General features: G+C 44.5%; 20 protein-coding genes and 1 tRNA gene. 7 read left to right on the plus strand and 14 right to left on the minus strand.

Translation table 11 applies throughout. The annotated features are described in order from the left end of the window. Nucleotides 1–24: 24 nt before the first annotated feature. Together QZ375_RS05445 and QZ375_RS05450 are read right to left on the minus strand one after the other, a co-directional pair. Nucleotides 25–1,896 carry a heavy metal translocating P-type ATPase gene (locus QZ375_RS05445; protein ID WP_295216441.1) on the minus strand — a complete coding sequence of 624 codons (1,872 nt, stop codon included), beginning with the start codon at nucleotides 1,894–1,896 and terminating at the stop codon, nucleotides 25–27. 151 nt (nucleotides 1,897–2,047) lie between these two features. Continuing rightward, on the minus strand, nucleotides 2,048–2,269 hold the full coding sequence (locus tag QZ375_RS05450; protein ID WP_295216444.1) for a heavy metal-associated domain-containing protein: 222 nt from the start codon (nucleotides 2,267–2,269) through the stop codon (nucleotides 2,048–2,050). Between the two features lie 330 nt (nucleotides 2,270–2,599). Between QZ375_RS05450 and QZ375_RS05455 the strand changes: the two genes are divergently transcribed. Beyond that, entirely contained in the window at nucleotides 2,600–2,800 is a 201-nt protein-coding gene (locus QZ375_RS05455) for a hypothetical protein (protein ID WP_295216446.1), read from the plus strand. Nucleotides 2,801–2,953: 153 nt separating this feature from the next. On the opposite strand, the gene QZ375_RS05460 is transcribed toward QZ375_RS05455, so the two are convergent. Next, nucleotides 2,954–3,038 (minus strand) — tRNA-Leu (locus QZ375_RS05460). 498 nt (nucleotides 3,039–3,536) lie between these two features. Here QZ375_RS05460 and QZ375_RS14250 point away from each other — a divergent pair. Further along, nucleotides 3,537–3,755, plus strand: coding sequence for a helix-turn-helix transcriptional regulator (locus QZ375_RS14250; RefSeq protein WP_365728398.1), 219 nt, complete (start codon nucleotides 3,537–3,539; stop codon nucleotides 3,753–3,755). 19 nt (nucleotides 3,756–3,774) lie between these two features. Further along, nucleotides 3,775–4,125, plus strand: a complete 351-nt coding sequence (locus QZ375_RS14255; protein WP_365728400.1) for a desulfoferrodoxin family protein — start codon at nucleotides 3,775–3,777, stop codon at nucleotides 4,123–4,125. Nucleotides 4,126–4,213: 88 nt separating this feature from the next. On the opposite strand, the gene ychF is transcribed toward QZ375_RS14255, so the two are convergent. After that, on the minus strand, nucleotides 4,214–5,308 hold the full coding sequence (gene ychF, locus QZ375_RS05470) for a redox-regulated ATPase YchF (protein ID WP_295216449.1): 1,095 nt from the start codon (nucleotides 5,306–5,308) through the stop codon (nucleotides 4,214–4,216). A gap of 404 nt (nucleotides 5,309–5,712) precedes the next feature. Between ychF and QZ375_RS05475 the strand changes: the two genes are divergently transcribed. Beyond that, on the plus strand, nucleotides 5,713–6,282 hold the full coding sequence (locus QZ375_RS05475; RefSeq protein ID WP_295216452.1) for a hypothetical protein: 570 nt from the start codon (nucleotides 5,713–5,715) through the stop codon (nucleotides 6,280–6,282). Nucleotides 6,283–6,328: 46 nt separating this feature from the next. Further along, a complete protein-coding gene (locus QZ375_RS05480) occupies nucleotides 6,329–6,658 on the plus strand; it encodes a PQ-loop repeat-containing protein (protein WP_295216454.1) in 330 nt (109 codons plus the stop codon). A 235-nt stretch (nucleotides 6,659–6,893) separates the two neighbouring features. Here the strand turns inward: QZ375_RS05480 and QZ375_RS05485 are convergent, their stop codons facing one another. The 5 genes from QZ375_RS05485 to QZ375_RS05505 form a co-directional block, all read right to left on the minus strand. Further along, nucleotides 6,894–7,643 (minus strand): SDR family NAD(P)-dependent oxidoreductase, encoded by a 750-nt coding sequence (locus QZ375_RS05485; RefSeq protein ID WP_295216458.1) that lies wholly within the window; start codon nucleotides 7,641–7,643, stop codon nucleotides 6,894–6,896. Nucleotides 7,644–7,800: 157 nt separating this feature from the next. Next, nucleotides 7,801–8,721, minus strand: coding sequence for a LysR family transcriptional regulator (locus QZ375_RS05490; protein ID WP_295216461.1), 921 nt, complete (start codon nucleotides 8,719–8,721; stop codon nucleotides 7,801–7,803). A 19-nt stretch (nucleotides 8,722–8,740) separates the two neighbouring features. Next, nucleotides 8,741–9,175: a GNAT family N-acetyltransferase gene (locus QZ375_RS05495; RefSeq protein ID WP_295216464.1), complete on the minus strand. Its 435-nt coding sequence runs from the start codon at nucleotides 9,173–9,175 to the stop codon at nucleotides 8,741–8,743. A gap of 54 nt (nucleotides 9,176–9,229) precedes the next feature. Next, a complete protein-coding gene (locus QZ375_RS05500; protein ID WP_295216467.1) occupies nucleotides 9,230–9,853 on the minus strand; it encodes a hypothetical protein in 624 nt (207 codons plus the stop codon). Nucleotides 9,854–9,933: 80 nt separating this feature from the next. Further along, complete coding sequence (locus tag QZ375_RS05505) at nucleotides 9,934–10,611, minus strand: 5'-methylthioadenosine/adenosylhomocysteine nucleosidase (protein WP_295216472.1); 678 nt, start codon at nucleotides 10,609–10,611, stop codon at nucleotides 9,934–9,936. 583 nt (nucleotides 10,612–11,194) lie between these two features. On the opposite strand from QZ375_RS05505, the gene QZ375_RS05510 reads away from it, so the two are divergent. After that, a complete protein-coding gene (locus QZ375_RS05510; RefSeq protein ID WP_295216475.1) occupies nucleotides 11,195–12,115 on the plus strand; it encodes an ATPase, T2SS/T4P/T4SS family in 921 nt (306 codons plus the stop codon). Nucleotides 12,116–13,200: 1,085 nt separating this feature from the next. Next, on the plus strand, nucleotides 13,201–13,899 hold the full coding sequence (locus QZ375_RS05515; RefSeq protein WP_295216479.1) for a hypothetical protein: 699 nt from the start codon (nucleotides 13,201–13,203) through the stop codon (nucleotides 13,897–13,899). 368 nt (nucleotides 13,900–14,267) lie between these two features. On the opposite strand, the gene QZ375_RS05520 is transcribed toward QZ375_RS05515, so the two are convergent. The 5 genes from QZ375_RS05520 to QZ375_RS05540 form a co-directional block, all read right to left on the minus strand. Then, a complete protein-coding gene (locus tag QZ375_RS05520) occupies nucleotides 14,268–14,867 on the minus strand; it encodes a hypothetical protein (protein WP_365728405.1) in 600 nt (199 codons plus the stop codon). 576 nt (nucleotides 14,868–15,443) lie between these two features. Next, on the minus strand, nucleotides 15,444–15,875 hold the full coding sequence (locus QZ375_RS05525) for a sigma-70 family RNA polymerase sigma factor (RefSeq protein WP_295216481.1): 432 nt from the start codon (nucleotides 15,873–15,875) through the stop codon (nucleotides 15,444–15,446). Nucleotides 15,876–16,416: 541 nt separating this feature from the next. Then, complete coding sequence (locus QZ375_RS05530; protein ID WP_295216484.1) at nucleotides 16,417–17,058, minus strand: GNAT family N-acetyltransferase; 642 nt, start codon at nucleotides 17,056–17,058, stop codon at nucleotides 16,417–16,419. 54 nt (nucleotides 17,059–17,112) lie between these two features. Next, on the minus strand, nucleotides 17,113–17,820 hold the full coding sequence (locus QZ375_RS05535) for a zinc metallopeptidase (protein WP_295216487.1): 708 nt from the start codon (nucleotides 17,818–17,820) through the stop codon (nucleotides 17,113–17,115). A gap of 24 nt (nucleotides 17,821–17,844) precedes the next feature. Continuing rightward, nucleotides 17,845–17,967 carry a hypothetical protein gene (locus QZ375_RS05540; protein ID WP_295216491.1) on the minus strand — a complete coding sequence of 41 codons (123 nt, stop codon included), beginning with the start codon at nucleotides 17,965–17,967 and terminating at the stop codon, nucleotides 17,845–17,847. Nucleotides 17,968–18,078 lie beyond the last annotated feature (111 nt).

Consider the following 18,078-nt stretch of genomic DNA (forward strand, 5'->3'; position numbering starts at 1 on the left):
CATGTGCAAGATCTGTCGTTCCTTTTATTTGTTCTTCGATTTTACCGCACGCATCGCTCGCATGGAGTTAAGGATGGCAATTACGGAAACACCTACATCTGCAAAGACTGCTGCGCCGATATGTGCCAGACCACAAGCACCCAGCACCAGGACGATTGCTTTGACGCCCAATGCAAATGCGATATTCTGCTGTGCAATACCCATGGTCTTTTTGGCGATCTGCAGCGCCGTACCCAGCTTTGAGGGTTTGTCATCCAGAATGACCAGATCCGCCGCTGCAATTGCCGCATCAGAGCCAAGGCCACCCATTGCCACACCCACATCCGACTGTGCCAGAACCGGTGCATCGTTCATACCATCGCCCACAAAGACCAATGTTTTCCCCTTGTTTAGCTTTTTTCGGTATTCCTGCATATGCTGTACCTTATCTGTGGGGAGACACTTTGCGTGCACTGCATCCAGATGCAGTGTCTCACCCACTTCCTGCGCTGCAGATTCGCTGTCTCCGGTGAGCATTGCCACGCATGTGACGCCAGACTTCCGAAGTATCTGCACTGCTTCTGCCGCATCCGGCTTTATGCTATCTGCAATAAGCAAATATCCGGTATAAACGCCGTCCACTGCCACATGTACCGCTGTACCGCTGCCGTCAGGCACTGTTGGTTTCAATCCAGTATCTTCCAGATAGGCTGCATTTCCGGCGAGAACCTGTCTGCCGTCCACCAATGCCGAAACACCATGCCCAGCACGTTCCTGGATTTCTGCCACACGTGCGCTATTCAACGGTTTTCCATAGGCATCCCGCAGAGACTGAGCAATGGGGTGATTGGATGCAGATTCCGCCAACGCCGCCAGTTCCAGCTGTTCTTCTTCAGAAATTTCCAAAGCATACTGCTTAGTCACACGGAATTTTCCCTGAGTTAGAGTACCTGTCTTATCCATGACTACCGTTTGGGCATGTGCCAGTGCTTCCAGATAGTTGCTGCCCTTAACCAAAATACCGTTTTTCGAAGCGCAGCCGATTCCGCCGAAAAAGCTCAAAGGGACGGAAATCACCAGTGCACACGGGCACGAAATAATCAAGAATGTCAGTGCCCGATAGATCCAATCTGAAAATGCCTGCCCGGTGATCAGCGGCGGCACGATGGCAAGGATCACGGCTGCAATGACTACACAGGGCGTATAATACCGGGAAAACCGGGTAATAAACTGTTCGGTCTTTGCCTTCTGGGAGGCGGAGGTTTCCACCAGTTCCATGATTTTGGATGCGGTGGATTCCGAAGCCGGCTTTGTGACCACAAGCTCCACTGCGCCGCTGAGGTTTACACAGCCGCTGCAAACAGCGTCTCCAGACGTCGCAGATACGGGCATGGACTCTCCCGTGAGGGCAGCGGTATCAATGGTTGTGTGCCCCTGAAAGATCTCGGCATCCAGGGGAAATTTTTCTCCTGGTCGTACCAGAATATGCTCTCCTACAGCAACTTCTTCCACCAGAACTGTCTCGGGTTTTCCGTCTCGGAGTACCGTTGCCTCATCCGGACATAGATCCAGGAGATCGGACACCGCCTGGCGGGAACGTCCCACAGCGATCTTTTCGAACAGTTCGCCCACCTGATAAAACAGAATTACTTCCACTGCCTCAGGATATTCACCGATGGCAAAAGCGGCAATGGACGCAATGGTCATCAGGAAGTTTTCATCGAATACCTGACCGTGGGCAATATTCCGTATTGCCTTTGCAAGAACACTCCAGCCTGGCACTAGATAAACGGAAAGGAAAATCATCAGTTCGCCCCACCATGGCAGTGTAAGCGAGTGTGTCACAAGCATTGCTGCTGCAAACAGCACACCGCCAATTAGGATTTTAATGAGTATTTTTCGTTGTTGTCGTGTCATAAGGTATTCCTCTCCTGGTTTTCTTTGGTATATAACCCCAAAACGATTCCTTCCGCATTTTCAAAAAGGCTGCTCAGCAATAAAGTTTTTTAAAACGGTCAGAAACATTTTTTGATGTTGCTTTGGCTTTACATTAAATTGAACATCGGTGTTACTTGACAATGATCTCACAATCCGGCTCCACCTTGCGCACGCACTTCTGTGCTGCTTTCAGGATTTTTGGGAAATCTGCTTCCTCCGCCTCAATGGTCAGCTTCTGGGTCATAAAGCTTATCGTCGCAGACTGTACGCCCTCCAGTGCCTGAATGGCTATCTCCATCTTTGCTGCGCAATTTGCGCAGTCCAGGTTCTCCATACGATATATCTTTCGCATTTTAAATCCTCCTATGCGTTTTTATTTGAACGATTGTTCATATGTTCATTATACGCAATGAATAGGAAAATGTCAAGAGAATACAGCAAAAAAAGTGAATTTCCAGAAAAAATTGAATTTTAGAAAGTCTCTTTCTCATCCAGCAGAAAAAAAGAACGCCTTTTCCAGAAAAGACGTTTCTTTTCAAGTTGATACACTTTTTTTGTTTCTGCGCCAAGAATCGGTCATGCGTTCTTCTTGAGATCTCCCATATAAATAACCCCCATAGGTGGGAGTTTCAAACGGGAAAAGACAGAGTGCAATGCGTACTTATGAACATGAAAATACAAAATGAGATGTGTAAAGGCACAGACTACTGTCAAGGTCAAGAGACTTATCCAAAATGAAAGTACCGCAGAAATGCTTGATGTAATTCTGGAAAAAGGGGAGTTTTCTGATGCACAACTCAGGACTCTTGTCCGCAGAATTGTAGTTTATCGGAACGAGGATAAAAGCCTTGATATCAGGCTTGAGTTTAACGGGGATTTTTGAGGATAGCGTGGCGGTTTATGTGGAAAGTGAAATTGCGTAATTAAGAAAATTGGCATACACTCAGTTTTACGTAATGTGTAAAGCTAAGGTGCATGCCAATTCTTTTTATATACTTATATGAACAAAAGTCCCTGAAACAGGGACTTTTGTTGTTGGTGCGGGTGACAGGACTTGAACCTGCACACCATAGGGCATTAGAACCTAAATCTAACGTGTCTGCCAATTTCACCACACCCGCATATTAAGTTTTTGCTGCCAAATTTATACTACCGACAGCCGCAGTTCATACGGATTTTATTTTTCAATGTAGTAACGCAAATGAAATCTTGCGTGTCTGCCAGTTTCACCACAGGCGCATATTAAATTTTGCTGGTAATTGTATACTGGGACAGCTACAGTTGATTGTGTTGATTTATTTTTCGATGCAATAACGTAGCAAGAAGCCAGCACTTTTGGTAATTTCACCACATTCATCTTAGAACATTTTTAGTATAGCATATTTTTTGCATTTTGTCAAGAATGAAAATCACATATTTTATCGCTTTCATCCTGTATCAACCGTCATTTGGTCTACGAAGCGCAGGTTGCCAAACTGCGGACATTCTGCTATACTAAAATATAGAAGGCAATACTGCATAATTACCGACTCTTACATCTACTGCACATCTATACAACAATAATTATGCAGTATTGCCCAAAAGCTTTCTCGAAAATTCTCAAAAAGGAGAAAAATCACATGAATTGTTATGTTACTGGCCAGATCATTCAAACATTGCGGGAAAAACGGGGATTTACCCAACGCCAACTAGCTGAACAGCTTTTTGTCAGCCACAAAACCATCTCCAAATGGGAAACCGGAAAAGGTCTCCCGGATATTACACTGCTGGAACCACTGGCAAAGGCACTGAGCGTATCTGTTGCCGAACTTTTGACTGACAGGGGAGTATATTACTAACACCAATCGCAGCGCCAATATGCTGCATACACAATTTTATGTCTGCCCGGTCTGCGGCAACGTGATCTATGCCGCAGGTGAGGGCGCTTTCAATTGTTGCGGAATCAGTCTTCCGCCGCTCCAGCCGGAAGAACCGGATGAAGCCCATTTCATGCATCTGGAACTTGTGGATGGCGAACGCTATGTACGCATCGCACATCCTATGACAAAGTCACATTACATTTCTTTTTTCGCCTGCGTCACATCCGACCGGGTCATTCTGACAAAGCTCTACCCGGAACAAAATCCGGAAGTATGTCTCCCGATGCGAGGACACGGCTGGATTTATGCCTATTGTAATCAGCACGGACTTTTTCGGGTACACGTATAAAGATAGTACCGCACTTGCCGAAAAATTGTTAAGGCAATACCGCACAAAGAATGCCTGGTGGCTTTGTGCGGTATTGCCTTAATGGTTCTTATACGTTAAACCGGAACAGCACAATGTCGCCGTCCTGCATTACATAATCTTTTCCTTCCAGACGAACCAGCCCCTTTTCCTTTGCAGCAGTCATGGAACCGCAAGCCATCAAATCGTCATAAGAAACGACTTCGGCACGGATGAAGCCCTTTTCGAAGTCCGTGTGGATCTTTCCGGCTGCCTGCGGTGCACGAGTGCCCTTGGTGATCGTCCAGGCACGAACCTCCTGCTTTCCGGCAGTCAGGTAGGAGATCAATCCCAACAGTGCATAACCCTCCCGGATGATCCGGTTCAGACCCGATTCCTCCAGTCCCAAATCCTCCAGGAACATAGCTTTATCATCCGGCTCCATGTCAGCGATCTCCGCCTCCATTCTGGCACAGATGGGAAGTACAGCAGCGTGTTCCTCCTGGGCAATCTTGCAGACCGTCTGATAATGTTCGTTGGTATCAATGTTATTGCGGAAGTTCTCTTCGCTCATGTTTGCCGCATAGATCACCGGCTTTGCAGAAAGTAAGGGCATGTCATGCATCCAGACAAGCTCGTCTTCTGTGAAGTCAAATCCACGGGCAGATTTGCCTTCTTCCAAATGTGCCTGGAGTCGTTCCAGAAAGTCCACCTGTACCTGTAATTTTTTGTCACCTTTCAGCGCTTTTTTTGTGCGGTCGATCCGGCGAGCTACCATTTCCATATCAGAAAAGATCAGTTCCAGGTTGATGGTTTCGATATCCGAAGCCGGGTTGATCCTGCCGTCTACATGGATAATATTGTCATCCTCAAAACAGCGTACCACATGGACAATGGCATCTACTTCACGGATATCCCCCAGAAATTTGTTACCCAGACCTTCGCCCTTGGATGCGCCTTTTACCAGACCGGCAATATCCACGAATTCCAGCGTCGCTGGTGTGAACTTGTCCGGATCGTACATTTCTGCCAGTTTGTCCAGGCGTGAGTCTGGCACAGAGACGATGCCCACATTTTTTTCAATGGTGCAGAAAGGGTAGTTTGCCGATTCTGCGCCTGCATTTGTCAATGCATTAAAGAGCGTGCTTTTTCCAACATTGGGAAGCCCGACCATACCTAATTTCATTGCAGTTTCCATCCTTTTTTGCTGTAATTCTTCGGCATTCAGCCGAAATACACTAATTTATAGTATAGCATAGGCTTCGAGGATTGTCAAGTTTTATACAAAAGCAATATACACAAAGAACACCTGGCGGCGTTGGGCTTTGCACAGATGCACCAGTTTTTATTTCAATGTAAGAGAAATTTTGTGCGTTTCCGCTTTATCTATAATATAGAACCTATAAATTTATGCAAAAATCGTATGAATCCCTCATTTTTCGCTCTATTTCATAGTTTATAAGCTATGAAACCATGAAGAATTATATATTAGACAAATGGTTTTGCAGATGCTATAATAAAAATGTTCCAGGGGAAAATGCCCATGAGAACACACCGTCGCAGCGGCGGTCAAAACGGGAGGGAGCTATTATGTATATGAAAAAACAATTGGATGTTATTTCAGAGTACGACGCATTAAACAAAGTGGCGGAACAGGGAGGTGTTGTACTGTTTGGTTCAACTGCGGCATCGCACATCCCGCTGAATGAACTGACACAGGATTACAACATTGATGTGCCCATTTATAACCGCAGCGTCGAGGAGCTGACCATTGAGGAAGCGGAGCATTATATTGCTGCCTGTATCGAACCTCTGAAGCCCAGAGCAATTCTGCTGCATTTCGGAGAAGAAGAATTATTGTCCAGCACAAAAACTGTGGAAGAGATGATAGAATCTTATCGCTGGTTTCTATATCAGCTGCACACCGCCATGCCGAAAAGTCGGCTGATCCTGGTTTCTGTCAATGAACAGATCCCGGCGGCAAAGCAGTTCAACCGTGCACTCAGAACACTTACCAAAGAATATGGCTGCGAATTCACCGACAGCCCCAGCGGAAAATTGGATGGCACGTATACTATCCGTTTTTTTCACACACTGCGTTCGTTTCTGTTTGACAGAAATATGACACTGGCAGATGCCCTGCGGTATTATCCGGCATAACACAAAAATAACGGTAAAGCGAGAGATTGTGAGGATAACAAAAAATATGAGTGAAATATTAGAAACGGTGATGCTGGTCTGCTTCGGATGCAGCTGGCCTATGAATCTGGTCAAGAATTATAAATGTAGAAGCGCAAAAGGAATGAGTCTGCCATTCCTTCTTCTTTTGATAACCGGTTATATTGCTGGAACAGCAGCGAAATGTATTTCTGGCAGCATCAACTATGTTTTAGTGGTCTATCTGCTCAATCTGGTTATGGTAACGCTGAATCTTGTGGTCTATTTTCGTAATCGTGCCCTTGACCGGAAGGCAGAACTGTGTGACGGCAGCCAGTCCAGTGAAGTGATCTATTCCAAACTGATCAAACATGCCTGACCTTCTCATTTTCGTTGGCATTGGCTCTCAAATGAAATTATTCGGTATGATATTGCCGCATTTTTATGATGTCAGCGAATGCATTGATATATTCTAAAAGCGTCCTGCGCAGAAATGTGTAGGACGCTTTTGGTGCTTATGGGCAATACCGCATAGGGAAGTCTTGCGCATAAGTTTTCTTTGGGTGATTGGCACACCATTTTGTGAAGATACAGTCGGGTATTGCCTTAATTCCTCAGGCTCTTGCACAGCCGTCTACAGACAGGATTTCCCCGGTAACGTAAGATGCCAGATCACTTGCCAGATAGAGAAATGCGTTAGCGATGTCCTGCGGTTCGCCGATTCTTCCAAGTGGAATGGTGGAGCAGATGCGTTGTCTTGTTTGCTCCGGGAGAGCTGCGACCATGTCGGTATTGGTAACGCCAGGGGCAACGGCATTCACACGAATATTGTCTCTTGCAAGCTCTCTTGCAAGAGATTTTGTCAATCCGTTTACGGCAAACTTAGAAGTGGGATAAGCTACACCGGCAGGCTGGCCATAAATAGACACCATAGACGATGTGTTCAGGATCACACCACCGCCGTTCTGCTTCATCAGCGGTGCTGCTGCGCGAGCGGTATAGAAGCATGCATTCACATTCAATAACATCAGTTTGTCAAAATCTTCCGGAAGATAGTCATATAGAGGCTGGCTTGCAGAAATACCGGCATTGTTGACCACAATATCAATTTTTCCATACTTTTCCGCTGTATTCTGAATTGCTTTCTCCACTGATGCATAATCTGACAAGTCAGGTGCAATTCCTTCCAGCGGATATTCAGGATTTTCTGCTTTCAGTGATGCAACGGCTTTGTCTGCGCTTGCTTGCTTTGAACCGCATAGTATTACGGTAGCGCCGTTGTCCAGAAATGTTTTAACAATGGCATAGCCAATGCCTCGTGTGCCGCCTGTGACAAAAGCCACCTTGTTTTTCAGTAGTTCCATAATGTTCCTCCATTTTACATCTTGAAAATTCATTTTTATAAGTTTGATAGAAAATGTCCTTTTATTGGACACTTTTATCATATCATATTTTGAAACAAGTGTCAATCCTTCCATTGTCGATGTATTGCAAAAAGTTTGCAGAGACAGCGGTATTGCCTTAAATTTTGGCTCTCTGATACTCTTCCAGAACTTGCCGCAGTTCCTGAATATATAGTTGTGCTGCACAGCTGGACTGGGTTTTCGGGTTGGAGATCCACCCGATCTCCATGCGTTCGGCAGTATTCAACGGCACAGAAACAATATCGTTACCGTTCAGTTCTGCACTGACCATACCGCTGCAAATGGTATATCCCTGCACGCCTCGGAGCAGATTGAACAGTGTTGCCCGGTCGCTGACCCGGATGCACTTCTGATGGGGCATGGTGCTAAGCAATTCTTCTGCAAAATAAAATGAATTGTGCACACCTTGTTCAAAACAGAGGAACGGGTAGGGTTCCAGATCGACTGTGGTAACTGAAGCTTTTCCTGCAAGGGGATGGTTGGCACGAAGAAATACATGAGGTTCTGCTGTTACCAGGGAGTGAAACTCCAGCCCATATTCTTCCAGCATGGCGCAGATGACCTTTTCGTTGAAGCTGCTGAGATAGAGAAGTCCAATTTCACTGTCGAAATTGTGCACATCTTCCATGATCTCATAGGTGCGTGTTTCACGGAGCGTAAACTCGTATGCCTCCGGCGCAAGTCGCTGCACTAACCGTACAAAGGCATCTACTGCAAAGGCATAATGCTGGGTGGAGATGGAACACCGCTGGCTGGTTTTCCGTACGGCGCCATAGTGCTGGTGGAGAAGATCGGCCTGTTCCACCACTTGCCGGGCATAGGACAAAAATTCTCTGCCGTCCTCTGTTAGGGTAATACCCCGCGGAGAACGGTGGAAAATGGTAATTCCAAATTCTTCTTCCAGCGTTCGGACAGCGCTGGAAAGAGTAGGCTGGGCAATATAAAGCTGTTTTGCCGTCTCGCTGATGGAGCCGTGCTCCGCAATGGCAATGATGTATTGGAGCTGTTGTAGGGTCATTGAGATCACCTCGGTTGGTTTATATCCACTGAATAAAAGCGGTCTTGTCTTTTCTGTTATAGCCCGCTTGTTCATAAAAATGTAGTATACTCTCTTCTTTAGAGCCGGTCAGCAACATCATTTTATAGCAATTTTCCTGTATAGCAAGTTCCTTTGCGTAATTGAGGCATGCGCTCGCAAGACCTTTTTTTCGATAGGCTTTATCTGTTATGATGTTTTCCACAAATGCATAAGGCTGTTGATTATGCGTTAAATTCGGAATGATCACACAAACACAGGATGCCACGATTTTGCCGTCCTCTTCTGCTACAATAATATGGTGGTTTTTATCATTTATAATTTGATTCCATAACCGAAGCACGGTATCGCTTTTTTCTGGAAGTGGATTATTGTGCAGCTGCATGTAAAGTGTCATGAGTCCGTCAAAATCAGTGGGAACAATTTCTCGTATCATAAAAACCTCCATTTTGTCCATAAAAATAGCAGATGAGTGATCAGTGCGCCGAATTTAATCTGTGATTCCTCTCCTTGCCATCTGCAAAGTGGAAAGTTCCTGCTTTAATCTCTCAAGTTCCACTTCATATTCCAATGTTTCAAGTGAAAAGGCAGAATATGATTCCAATTCTTTCTGATGGTAAGAAATGCAAATTTCTGGGGAATGGGAATACCAAAGCAGGGGATACCATCCAAGGTCAATGCCCGGTTCGAGGAGAACAGGCTGATTTTTTAGTGCTTCCGTAATAAAGTCTAGTGCAGGTGTCAGGTCATCTTCTCTGGTTACTGATATCACAGCATTCGTATCATACATGCCGCAGTCAAACGGCGTGAGATTTATCTGATATTCTTCAGATAGTTCCTGTATGTGCTGGTTGACAAATGCGGTGCGGTAATTTTCTTTGACAGCAGGGCAGCTTCCCACCATTTGTTTTGTTCTGTAGGCAATCGCAGTAAATGAAATGCCATTTTCATCTTCAAATACAAATGCAGATACAGCAGAATCTTCTCCTCTGTCCCACACCCAGTTTTCCTCGTCAATATCAGCTTTGGAAATATAGGTAAAATCAGAGGAATATGCCTGTTGCAGATAGGATTCTATGGTTTCTGAAGAGGGCGGCCATTTCGATTTTCCCACAAAAGGGCTGCACCCGTTCAGCAATATACCGCAAGAAATCAGCAGCGAAACAAACATAAAGCGTTTATGTTTATCTGGATTCAAAATACTTCTACCATTCGCAGTACAATATCCGCTACACGCTTTGCTGCGATCTTCTCAAACTGATCAAAAGACATAGCCCCTTCGTCATCTGCATTGTCCGAAATGCAGCGAATGCTCACAAAGGGTACCTGGTTCAGATAAGCGCAGTGCCCCACGGCCGAGCTTTCCATGTCTACTGCATAGGGGTTCAGCCGATTGAGGATGTCTGCCTTGACCACATTGTCAGAGATAAACGCTTCGCCGGAGACAATGCGTCCCGTAAATGTTTTCACATCAAATTCCGCACAGGTTTTTAGTGCCAGATCCATGAGGGCTTTATCAGAAGGATAAATGCCGCAATAGGGCGGATAGTCCTGCAAAAAATGCAGATCCAGGTCGTGGGGGAGTACTTCGTTGGAAACTACTACGTCGCAGACGTGGACATTCTGGTTCATTCCACCGGCAATACCGGCGTTGATGATAGCATCCGGTTCAAATGTATCAATGAGCGCCTGGGTGCATACTGCCGCATTGACCTTGGCAATGCCGCTGCAAACATGTACCACACGGGTATCTCCCACCTGATTCACATAGTAGTCAAAGCCTGCCTTTTTCTGAATGTCTGAGTCCGGCAATCCTGCACGGATATCCACGAGTTCTGACGGCATTGCGCCGATAATTCCGATTGTTTTCATATTCGGTTCCTCTTTTCACTTATTTATCTGCTGGTTTGAGTAGAATGCTGCGCTGACCAGTTCGTCTACGCCGGCAGCTGCATGTTTCGTCGCATTCATTTGTGATTATTATATCACAAATTGTCGGAAATGTCTAGTATTCTGTAATATCTAAAAATGTTTCCCATCTGTTTTCACCAAGGTTGCTTATCATGCTGGTCCAGCTGAGCACAGCTGGCACAGGTCCAGGGCTGTGGAAGCCCTGGTCGCCGTCCGCAGGACGGCGAAATACCCTGGCGCATATTTTTGCGCCGCGGGGAAAAGAGGTGAGAAAAGCGGACAAGACCGCTTTCCCCTTGTAAACCTTTTCAACAAGGAAAATTTTGAAACCGTCCCAGTGGGACGGTTTCAACGAAATAAATTTTTAAAGGTGACAGAGTACTAGGGCGTCTCTGCTTGTTTTTATGAATGCTGAGCAGGTTCGGACAACACCGCACAAAGATTACACATCATAGCGAGCGTTGTGAGAATATTTTTCGTTCAATTGACAAATTCTGTGCAGTTTGTTATAATGGAATAGAATTCAACGAAAGGCGGCAGGTTCATGCGGTACAGAAAACTCACAGAACTCAACCAGGCAATGACAGCCTCAGAGATTGCCATGCAGGAAGCGGACGCAGCATTTTTGCAGGAAGTGCAGAAAGTCGCAGAAGCGATCCATCAAAGTGCAGTAGAGCGCCCCATCATTTTACTCTCCGGACCGTCCGGTTCTGGAAAAACCACAGCGGCATTTCTTCTGGAGCGTTACTTAGACAGCTGGAACACAGAGACCCATACGGTCTCCATGGACAACTTTTTCCGCACCATGACCCCGGAGCAGCAGCTTTTGGCGGCAGAAGGTAAGTTGGATCTGGAGTCACCCGATCGGGTAGATGTGCCATACCTGAACCAGCAGCTGAAAAAAATTATTACGGGGGAACCCACCTGGCTGCCGAGATACGACTTCCGCACTACGACCCGGCAGGATCAGAATTGGCTTCTGACCCGGAAACCGGGGGAATTGCTGATCCTGGAGGGCATTCATGCGCTGAATCCCGATGTGATCACTGTGCCAGATGAAAAAACCGTTCGGATCTATGTTAGCGTTCGGACACGTGTCACCCATGGCGATACCGTGCTGCAACCATCCCGGCTACGGTTGATGCGTCGGATGCTCCGTGACCGGAATTTCCGTCACCGCAGCTTGCCGGAGACTATTGCCATGTTTGAACGGGTGCAGGCAGGGGAACACAAATATATTGCACCCTATAAAAAACGGGCGGCATTCTCTATTGATACGTTTCTGCCTTATGAACTGGGAATTTATAAAACCTTGCTGAACAGGGAGATTGACAGTTGTATGTCTCATCCCATACTGAAAGAGCTGCACGAAATGTGGGCAGATATTGCACCGCTTCCGCTGGAACAGGTGCCAATGGATTCGTTGGTGCGGGAATTTGCAGGGGATAGTGCATTTCAATATTAAAGGTACAATGAAAAAAGAAAAAATGGAACGCCTGAAGGCACATGGTAGTCGTCGGAAAATGGCGGCGAACAATCAAGTGACTGCAAGCATACATATTCAGACATCCCATCTCACAATGAAAATCCGAATGGCTTGCTTTATTCTGGTTCTGCTGTTTTTGATAATGGGGATTTTCGGGGTCAATGCAGTCAGTCATCTGGTAAGCAGTTTCCTTTGTAAAGATACAATTTCTTATTCTTCCTGCGATTATGTCCCGGAAAAACATGGATACCGCAATTTTCGATCTGATTATTTTGTTATTACAGATGAGGCGCAGGAAAAGTGGAGAATTTCTCCAGCAGAAAATCTGGATGTGAGCTTTTTTTCAAATGTCAGATCTGGCGACCGGTTGAAAGTAACGTATCTTCGTGGTTGGCTTTCAGACAATCAAATCGTGGTATTGATTTCCGATACAAAAACGTTCTTGTAGATATTTCGGGTGAGTTTCATAAGATTGGAATTGTGTATGCTGGAGTGACAGTTATTGCTTTATTTTGTTTTGTTTTAACCGTGAGAACGCTGGTTTTAGATTGTCGAAAAAGAAAAAAGTATTTTGAGCGGTTAGGGCTTGTTTGAAGTGGTTTGGAGTTATCAGGCAAAAAAGGGGAGCGAATTGATTTGCATAAAAGTACAAAAGACTTATATCATCAAAATCCTGTAATTACACTTCCTTCCTATAAAAATGAAAATGGCTTTTTGTATCGTTATTTGCATCGGCATGAAAATATAATTCTCATGATGGATATTAACACATATAAGTATCAGACGGTGGCGTCTCTGATTTTTTATGATACCCAAAAATCAAAAATCGTGACTTTACCTGATTGGGCAGCATATGAGAAAAGTTCTCGAATTTTTGAGATATATCCTGTGAAATCATGTATTTTTCACTTGCTTTGTTAGACGAAAAATGTATTCTCTCTTGTTTTGAGATGAAATATCACACGTGGCAGAAATGTTATATCCCTGTCGAATGGTCATGCAATCATTTTTCAAACCCAAGAATACGATTAGAATATGACGGAACAACTCTTTATGTAGGAGCTTTGAATACAAAAACTGAGCTCTGGAAATATTTTAAAATTATTCGAACAAAAACTAAATTATATCTTGAACCGCTGTCTTTTCTACGTGGAGACTTAATATTATTTCATCCGATTCGATCTTCTCAAAATGAAATTGTGTTTCGTGCGTCAGGAAATTCTATTGAAATTCAAAATATGCGTGAAAAGATGTTTCAAAAAGTGAATGCACATGATGCAATTATTCGATACAACTATAGTGGGTTTGATGTAATTGCATCTGATTCGGAATATTTATTTTTAGAATACGACAAATTGATTGATAATTGTATTTATTATGAAGTTGTCAAAGAATCGGAATCCACATTAATGAAATATGATTTAGCATTGAATAACAATTGTGTTGTTTCAGTTAATCAGAAACAATCTATCGCACTTTCTTCTGAAAAGGATTTGTATATTTATAATGATACGGTATTTCAGCGTATATCAGATGGTAAAATTTTTTCTATTGATGCAATTATGCAGGCTTTTCAAAAGTTGAATGTTCCATTGATCGATGAAATAGATCCTTTTCCCTCTATGTGTTTCTTTCATGACCATTGGCTAGAGATTGAAATAAGCGATTTTCGGTTTTTTTTAATTCATTTGGATACGATGCATCCTTATTATTTTGAAGGCATAATTGATGTTGAGGGTAACTATGTATATCGCTATGAGTAATTTATTTGCTAAAGGCAACCAAGATTTTGGTGAAATATGATGGATGATCTTAGGATATTGAAAAAGAAATGAAATCAAAACGTAAAGAGACTATTACAGAAACAAAATCAAACGAAAAGCCAACGTTGTGATATGGCATTGCGTTTGATTTTGTTATTTCCACAGTAGTCTCATTTTGCGTTTATGACAATTTCTGTATCCCTGAAAACGCCAGAGCCAGATTTGCTTCAAGAAAGACGATCATTCCGATTGCTGTGAATGCATAGCGGTAGCATTTCTTTTCTGTCTTGTTTTCTTGCAGGTAAGCTAGTATTTTTTTGCGATATTTTATCAAAAAGAAAGTGATATTGACAATTTCATTGACAATTTCAATGGTACCGGCAGGCATTTCGCAAGGGACAGGTTTTCTCGCACACCTTGGGGACGCACACCTGCCGCCTGTCAAACCCGCTGATGCCGGTTACATCGTCTAAGTCGTAATAAGTGCGAAGGGAGAGCAGGGCTTTCATCTGCTGGGCATTCTTTTTCTTATCTTTCACGGCTTCCAGCCGCCCTGCAAGACGGATGTCGCAGACAAAGCGTTCCTTGCCTTTTCGCACCATCGCCCGGATGGGCTTTTGAATAATGCGGTTCTCCAGAAAAATCCGAGACAAAAATGGAATGTATTCCTCGATGATAGCATCCTGCAGGGCAACGCTGGAGGTGGAAACCACCACCGGCTGGGAACCGGCAGGCCCATGGGGCGCAAACTTTTTCAGTAAAATGCAGGCGGTCAGGTAGGCATAAGTTTTTCCAATCCCGACGCCTGCATCGCATAAAGCGATATTGTTTTTGAGCAGGGTATCCAGCATGGCGTGGCAGAGGGTAATCTGTTCTTCACGCACTGCCAGCCCGTTTTGAGGCAGGAGGATTCGGAAAATCCGTTCAATCTCCCCATGGGCCTGCTCCTTTAAAGTAGGCTTGTTCATTTCGGCACATTCTCCTTAGAGCAATTTGCTCTTGTGCGTTGGCGGCAAACTAATGCGGCGCAGAAAACCTGCGCCGCACGGATTCGCCGTCAACGGCAATCTGAATAAAATAAAAAGGTTGATTTTGATGTGCCGTATTTGCAGCTCGCCCCCCGGCAACCTTGGGAACCATGCAGGCAGGCTTGCAGTTGACAAGCCGTTCACTGGCTCCCCGAAGGTCTTGCTGATTACAACCCAAGGTCGGCCAACCCATCTGACGTGTGGGCAAAACGATAGCGCATATCATAATCCTCCGCCCAAGGTCATGGCGAAAAGGGCAACAACTCCATTTTTCCGGTCAAAATGCATCGCTCGAAACCAGGAGCAACAGCCGCCGTCCCATAAAAGGGAGGCAGCTCTTGCTCTGGTTCGTCATGGCGCTTTTTCCGAAGTTCGCAGTAAATTTGCACTGCGAACTTTTAGTCGCTCGCTCAGGCGGGAACGTACCCGCATGGCTGGTATTCATTTTTCAAGCTACAAGGCGAACGTTTCTTTTTCCCCGTTCGCCCTATAGCCCAGGAAAAAGGCCGGAAAGCTTCATACTTCAAAAAATTTTTTCAATTTTTTTCTGAGACATACCATTCTCAGGTTGACTGCCTTTTGAGTGAGGCCGGTTTTCTCAGCAATTTCGTATCCGTTAAAGCCGGACATTTTCAGAAAGGCAATCTGGATGGTGAGCTTGTCCTCTTTGGAAAGAAGATGTAGCAGTTCCATATTCTCGATGCTGTCCAGCAGAGATTCGGTATCTTCTACGGGCAGCTCCAGATCCTGCGCTGACACCCAATCTATGTATGGTGACCATTCCACCTGTCGCTGCAGGTACTGGCGCTCTTTATTGAACTGTGCCCAATCGTATGTATGAAGGCGCTGGATGGTTTCCTCATCCACGCCAAGTTCTCTGAGCTTTCGCTCTTCTGCTTCTTTCCAGCGAAGCCATTCTCTCTCCGCTTTGGCTTTGTTGTAAGCCATGGCTGTTTCCTCCGATCAATCTGAAATTTTGAAAAATTCAGATTGTCGGGGCGGCGGTCTGCCGCTATGAGTTCTTAGCCATGACCTCCTTTTGCAGAAATAAAAAAAGCGCACCCGCCCAAAGGCGAACGCACATAATTATATATGTGTTTATTAATAATCGAGCACATATATAATATATTCTTTTGTATTCCAATAATACTTTAAAATATGCTGAAAGAGAATAAGGTACTGTACTCATGCACTAACATCTCTCAATACCAAGCCCAACATAAAATAACGAAACACACTTTTTTCTCAGCACAATCGCCAGTTCGGTGTGGGTGGATTAGGCAGGAACTAGTTTCAATATTGAGGCTCATAATCGAAATTATAAATATAATAATCACTGTCAACGGCTGTAAAGAGAAGTAAACTTCGTCATAAATTTTCACCGATACATTCGAAAGGATATAATGAGAATAAATATTTTCCAGTTTTTCACCTGTATATAAAAGACAAAGAATTTCAGCTTCTAATCCCTCATCCTTAATGAATCTATTTAAGCATCTAACAAATATCCATATAAAAATATATTCATCCCAAATGATTTCCCGTCTCGAGTCATGGTAAGCGGCTGTTTTTCCAGTCGCTCAAAACCATGATACTCATAAAAACCAGTGTTGCAGGTATCATCGGTATAGAGGTAGATTCGATGTATCCCCTGATTACGTAAATATTGGAGAAGCCCATTCAATAACTCTTTACCAATGCCAAGTCCTCGACAACTTTCCCTTACAGCAAACAAAGTCAGAACCCCATCGAATTCTCCTTTATGTTTTTGGGAGAAAGCGTGATACACTTTATGGAGGTTTTGATAATCCCGTATATTCGCCCGAAACTTCCGTCCGAACAAGGTGAGCTTCAAGCTGTACCAAGCTGTACCGCATACAGCAGGGAGATGACGGAAAAATTTGTAATCCAACTTGGCGTTTCCCATGATAACACCAATAACTTCATCGTTCTGTTCTGCCACACAGGTATAGGTAGCTTCTGATAAGCAACTATAAACATACTGCTGTTTTACATTCTCAAGCAACTTTGAGTCACCCATATAGCAGTAAAGCCCGAAAGCCTCATTTATTATTTCACCTATAACGGTATAATCTTTTCGTTCAATCGGTCGGTAATGCAATCCTGTCATTTTCCAGTTCTCCTTTATTAAATTCCTATGCCCATTAAATATAATTTTCGAAAGTCATTTTCTTCTGTCATTTCTTCTGACCCTCAGAAGAAGCCTGAACAGTTGCGTCACCGATACAGCCAAAGCGGCCACATACGTCAGGGCCGCAGCGCTGAGCACTTTTTTGGCGCCGGCAATTTCATCCCCATACAATCTTCCGCTGCTTTCCAGCACACGGATGGCTCGTCGGCTGGCGTTATACTCGGTTGGAAGCGTGACAAGTTGGAACAATGCACACAAGGAAAAACAGATAACGCCTAAATACGCAATATTGATAAAATAGGCGCTTGTATAGGAGAAAAGGATGCCCAGTATAATCAGCGGCATCGCAATCTTTGACCCTAAGTTTGTAAGCGGAACAATAGCAGAGCGAATTTTAATGGGCAGATAGCCGGTTGCGTGCTGGATAGCGTGTCCGCATTCATGCGCAGCAACTCCAACCGCTGCGGTAGTTGCGCTGGAAAACACGCTGTCTGAAAGCCGGATGACATTGCTTTGTGGATCGTAGTGATCGGTCAGATTACCGGCTACCCGTTCAATACGAACTTGATACAATCCGTTGGCATCCAGAATCATTCTTGCCGCTTCCGCCCCGGTCAGGCCACAGCGGATGTATTGTCCGGAATATGTCCGAAAGGTGGAGTTCACTCTGGCACTGGCCCATAAAGAAAAGGCGAGTGCCGGCAGCACCAGTGCAATATACGTCCAATCAACATAAAACACGATTCTGTACCTCCTTTATGGATATCACCAGTTTTCCAACATACTGCAATGCTTCTTGCCTTTTATTTTTCTTACAGCGAAAAGAGTAATGGTAATCATACCGGCGAATATACCAAGTACCACACAGAATTTCTTATTTCTTGCCATTTCAATTTCCTCCTTACATTTTACTCAATGGATCAGTTCCATTAGAGTTTGCAAACCAAGCGCCATCAAGAAGGACATCACCAATACGGGTATCATCCTAAACAGGTAGAA

It is taken from the genome of Ruminococcus sp., from assembly GCF_019417665.1.
In the GTDB taxonomy this organism is placed as follows: Bacteria; Bacillota; Clostridia; order Oscillospirales; family Ruminococcaceae; genus Ruminococcus_C.

Excerpts from the sequence above, each read along its gene's own strand:
- QZ375_RS05445 (WP_295216441.1), bottom strand. The coding sequence starts at position 1,896 with ATGACACGACAACAACGAAAAATACTCATTAAAATCCTAATTGGCGGT.
- QZ375_RS05450 (WP_295216444.1), bottom strand. The coding sequence starts at position 2,269 with ATGCGAAAGATATATCGTATGGAGAACCTGGACTGCGCAAATTGCGCA.
- QZ375_RS05455 (WP_295216446.1), top strand. The coding sequence starts at position 2,600 with ATGAGATGTGTAAAGGCACAGACTACTGTCAAGGTCAAGAGACTTATC.
- QZ375_RS14250 (WP_365728398.1), top strand. The coding sequence starts at position 3,537 with ATGAATTGTTATGTTACTGGCCAGATCATTCAAACATTGCGGGAAAAA.
- QZ375_RS14255 (WP_365728400.1), top strand. The coding sequence starts at position 3,775 with ATGCTGCATACACAATTTTATGTCTGCCCGGTCTGCGGCAACGTGATC.
- ychF (WP_295216449.1), bottom strand. The coding sequence starts at position 5,308 with ATGAAATTAGGTATGGTCGGGCTTCCCAATGTTGGAAAAAGCACGCTC.
- QZ375_RS05475 (WP_295216452.1), top strand. The coding sequence starts at position 5,713 with ATGTATATGAAAAAACAATTGGATGTTATTTCAGAGTACGACGCATTA.
- QZ375_RS05480 (WP_295216454.1), top strand. The coding sequence starts at position 6,329 with ATGAGTGAAATATTAGAAACGGTGATGCTGGTCTGCTTCGGATGCAGC.
- QZ375_RS05485 (WP_295216458.1), bottom strand. The coding sequence starts at position 7,643 with ATGGAACTACTGAAAAACAAGGTGGCTTTTGTCACAGGCGGCACACGA.
- QZ375_RS05490 (WP_295216461.1), bottom strand. The coding sequence starts at position 8,721 with ATGACCCTACAACAGCTCCAATACATCATTGCCATTGCGGAGCACGGC.
- QZ375_RS05495 (WP_295216464.1), bottom strand. The coding sequence starts at position 9,175 with ATGATACGAGAAATTGTTCCCACTGATTTTGACGGACTCATGACACTT.
- QZ375_RS05505 (WP_295216472.1), bottom strand. The coding sequence starts at position 10,611 with ATGAAAACAATCGGAATTATCGGCGCAATGCCGTCAGAACTCGTGGAT.
- QZ375_RS05510 (WP_295216475.1), top strand. The coding sequence starts at position 11,195 with ATGCGGTACAGAAAACTCACAGAACTCAACCAGGCAATGACAGCCTCA.
- QZ375_RS05520 (WP_365728405.1), bottom strand. The coding sequence starts at position 14,867 with ATGAACAAGCCTACTTTAAAGGAGCAGGCCCATGGGGAGATTGAACGG.
- QZ375_RS05525 (WP_295216481.1), bottom strand. The coding sequence starts at position 15,875 with ATGGCTTACAACAAAGCCAAAGCGGAGAGAGAATGGCTTCGCTGGAAA.
- QZ375_RS05530 (WP_295216484.1), bottom strand. The coding sequence starts at position 17,058 with ATGACAGGATTGCATTACCGACCGATTGAACGAAAAGATTATACCGTT.
- QZ375_RS05540 (WP_295216491.1), bottom strand. The coding sequence starts at position 17,967 with ATGGCAAGAAATAAGAAATTCTGTGTGGTACTTGGTATATTCGCCGGT.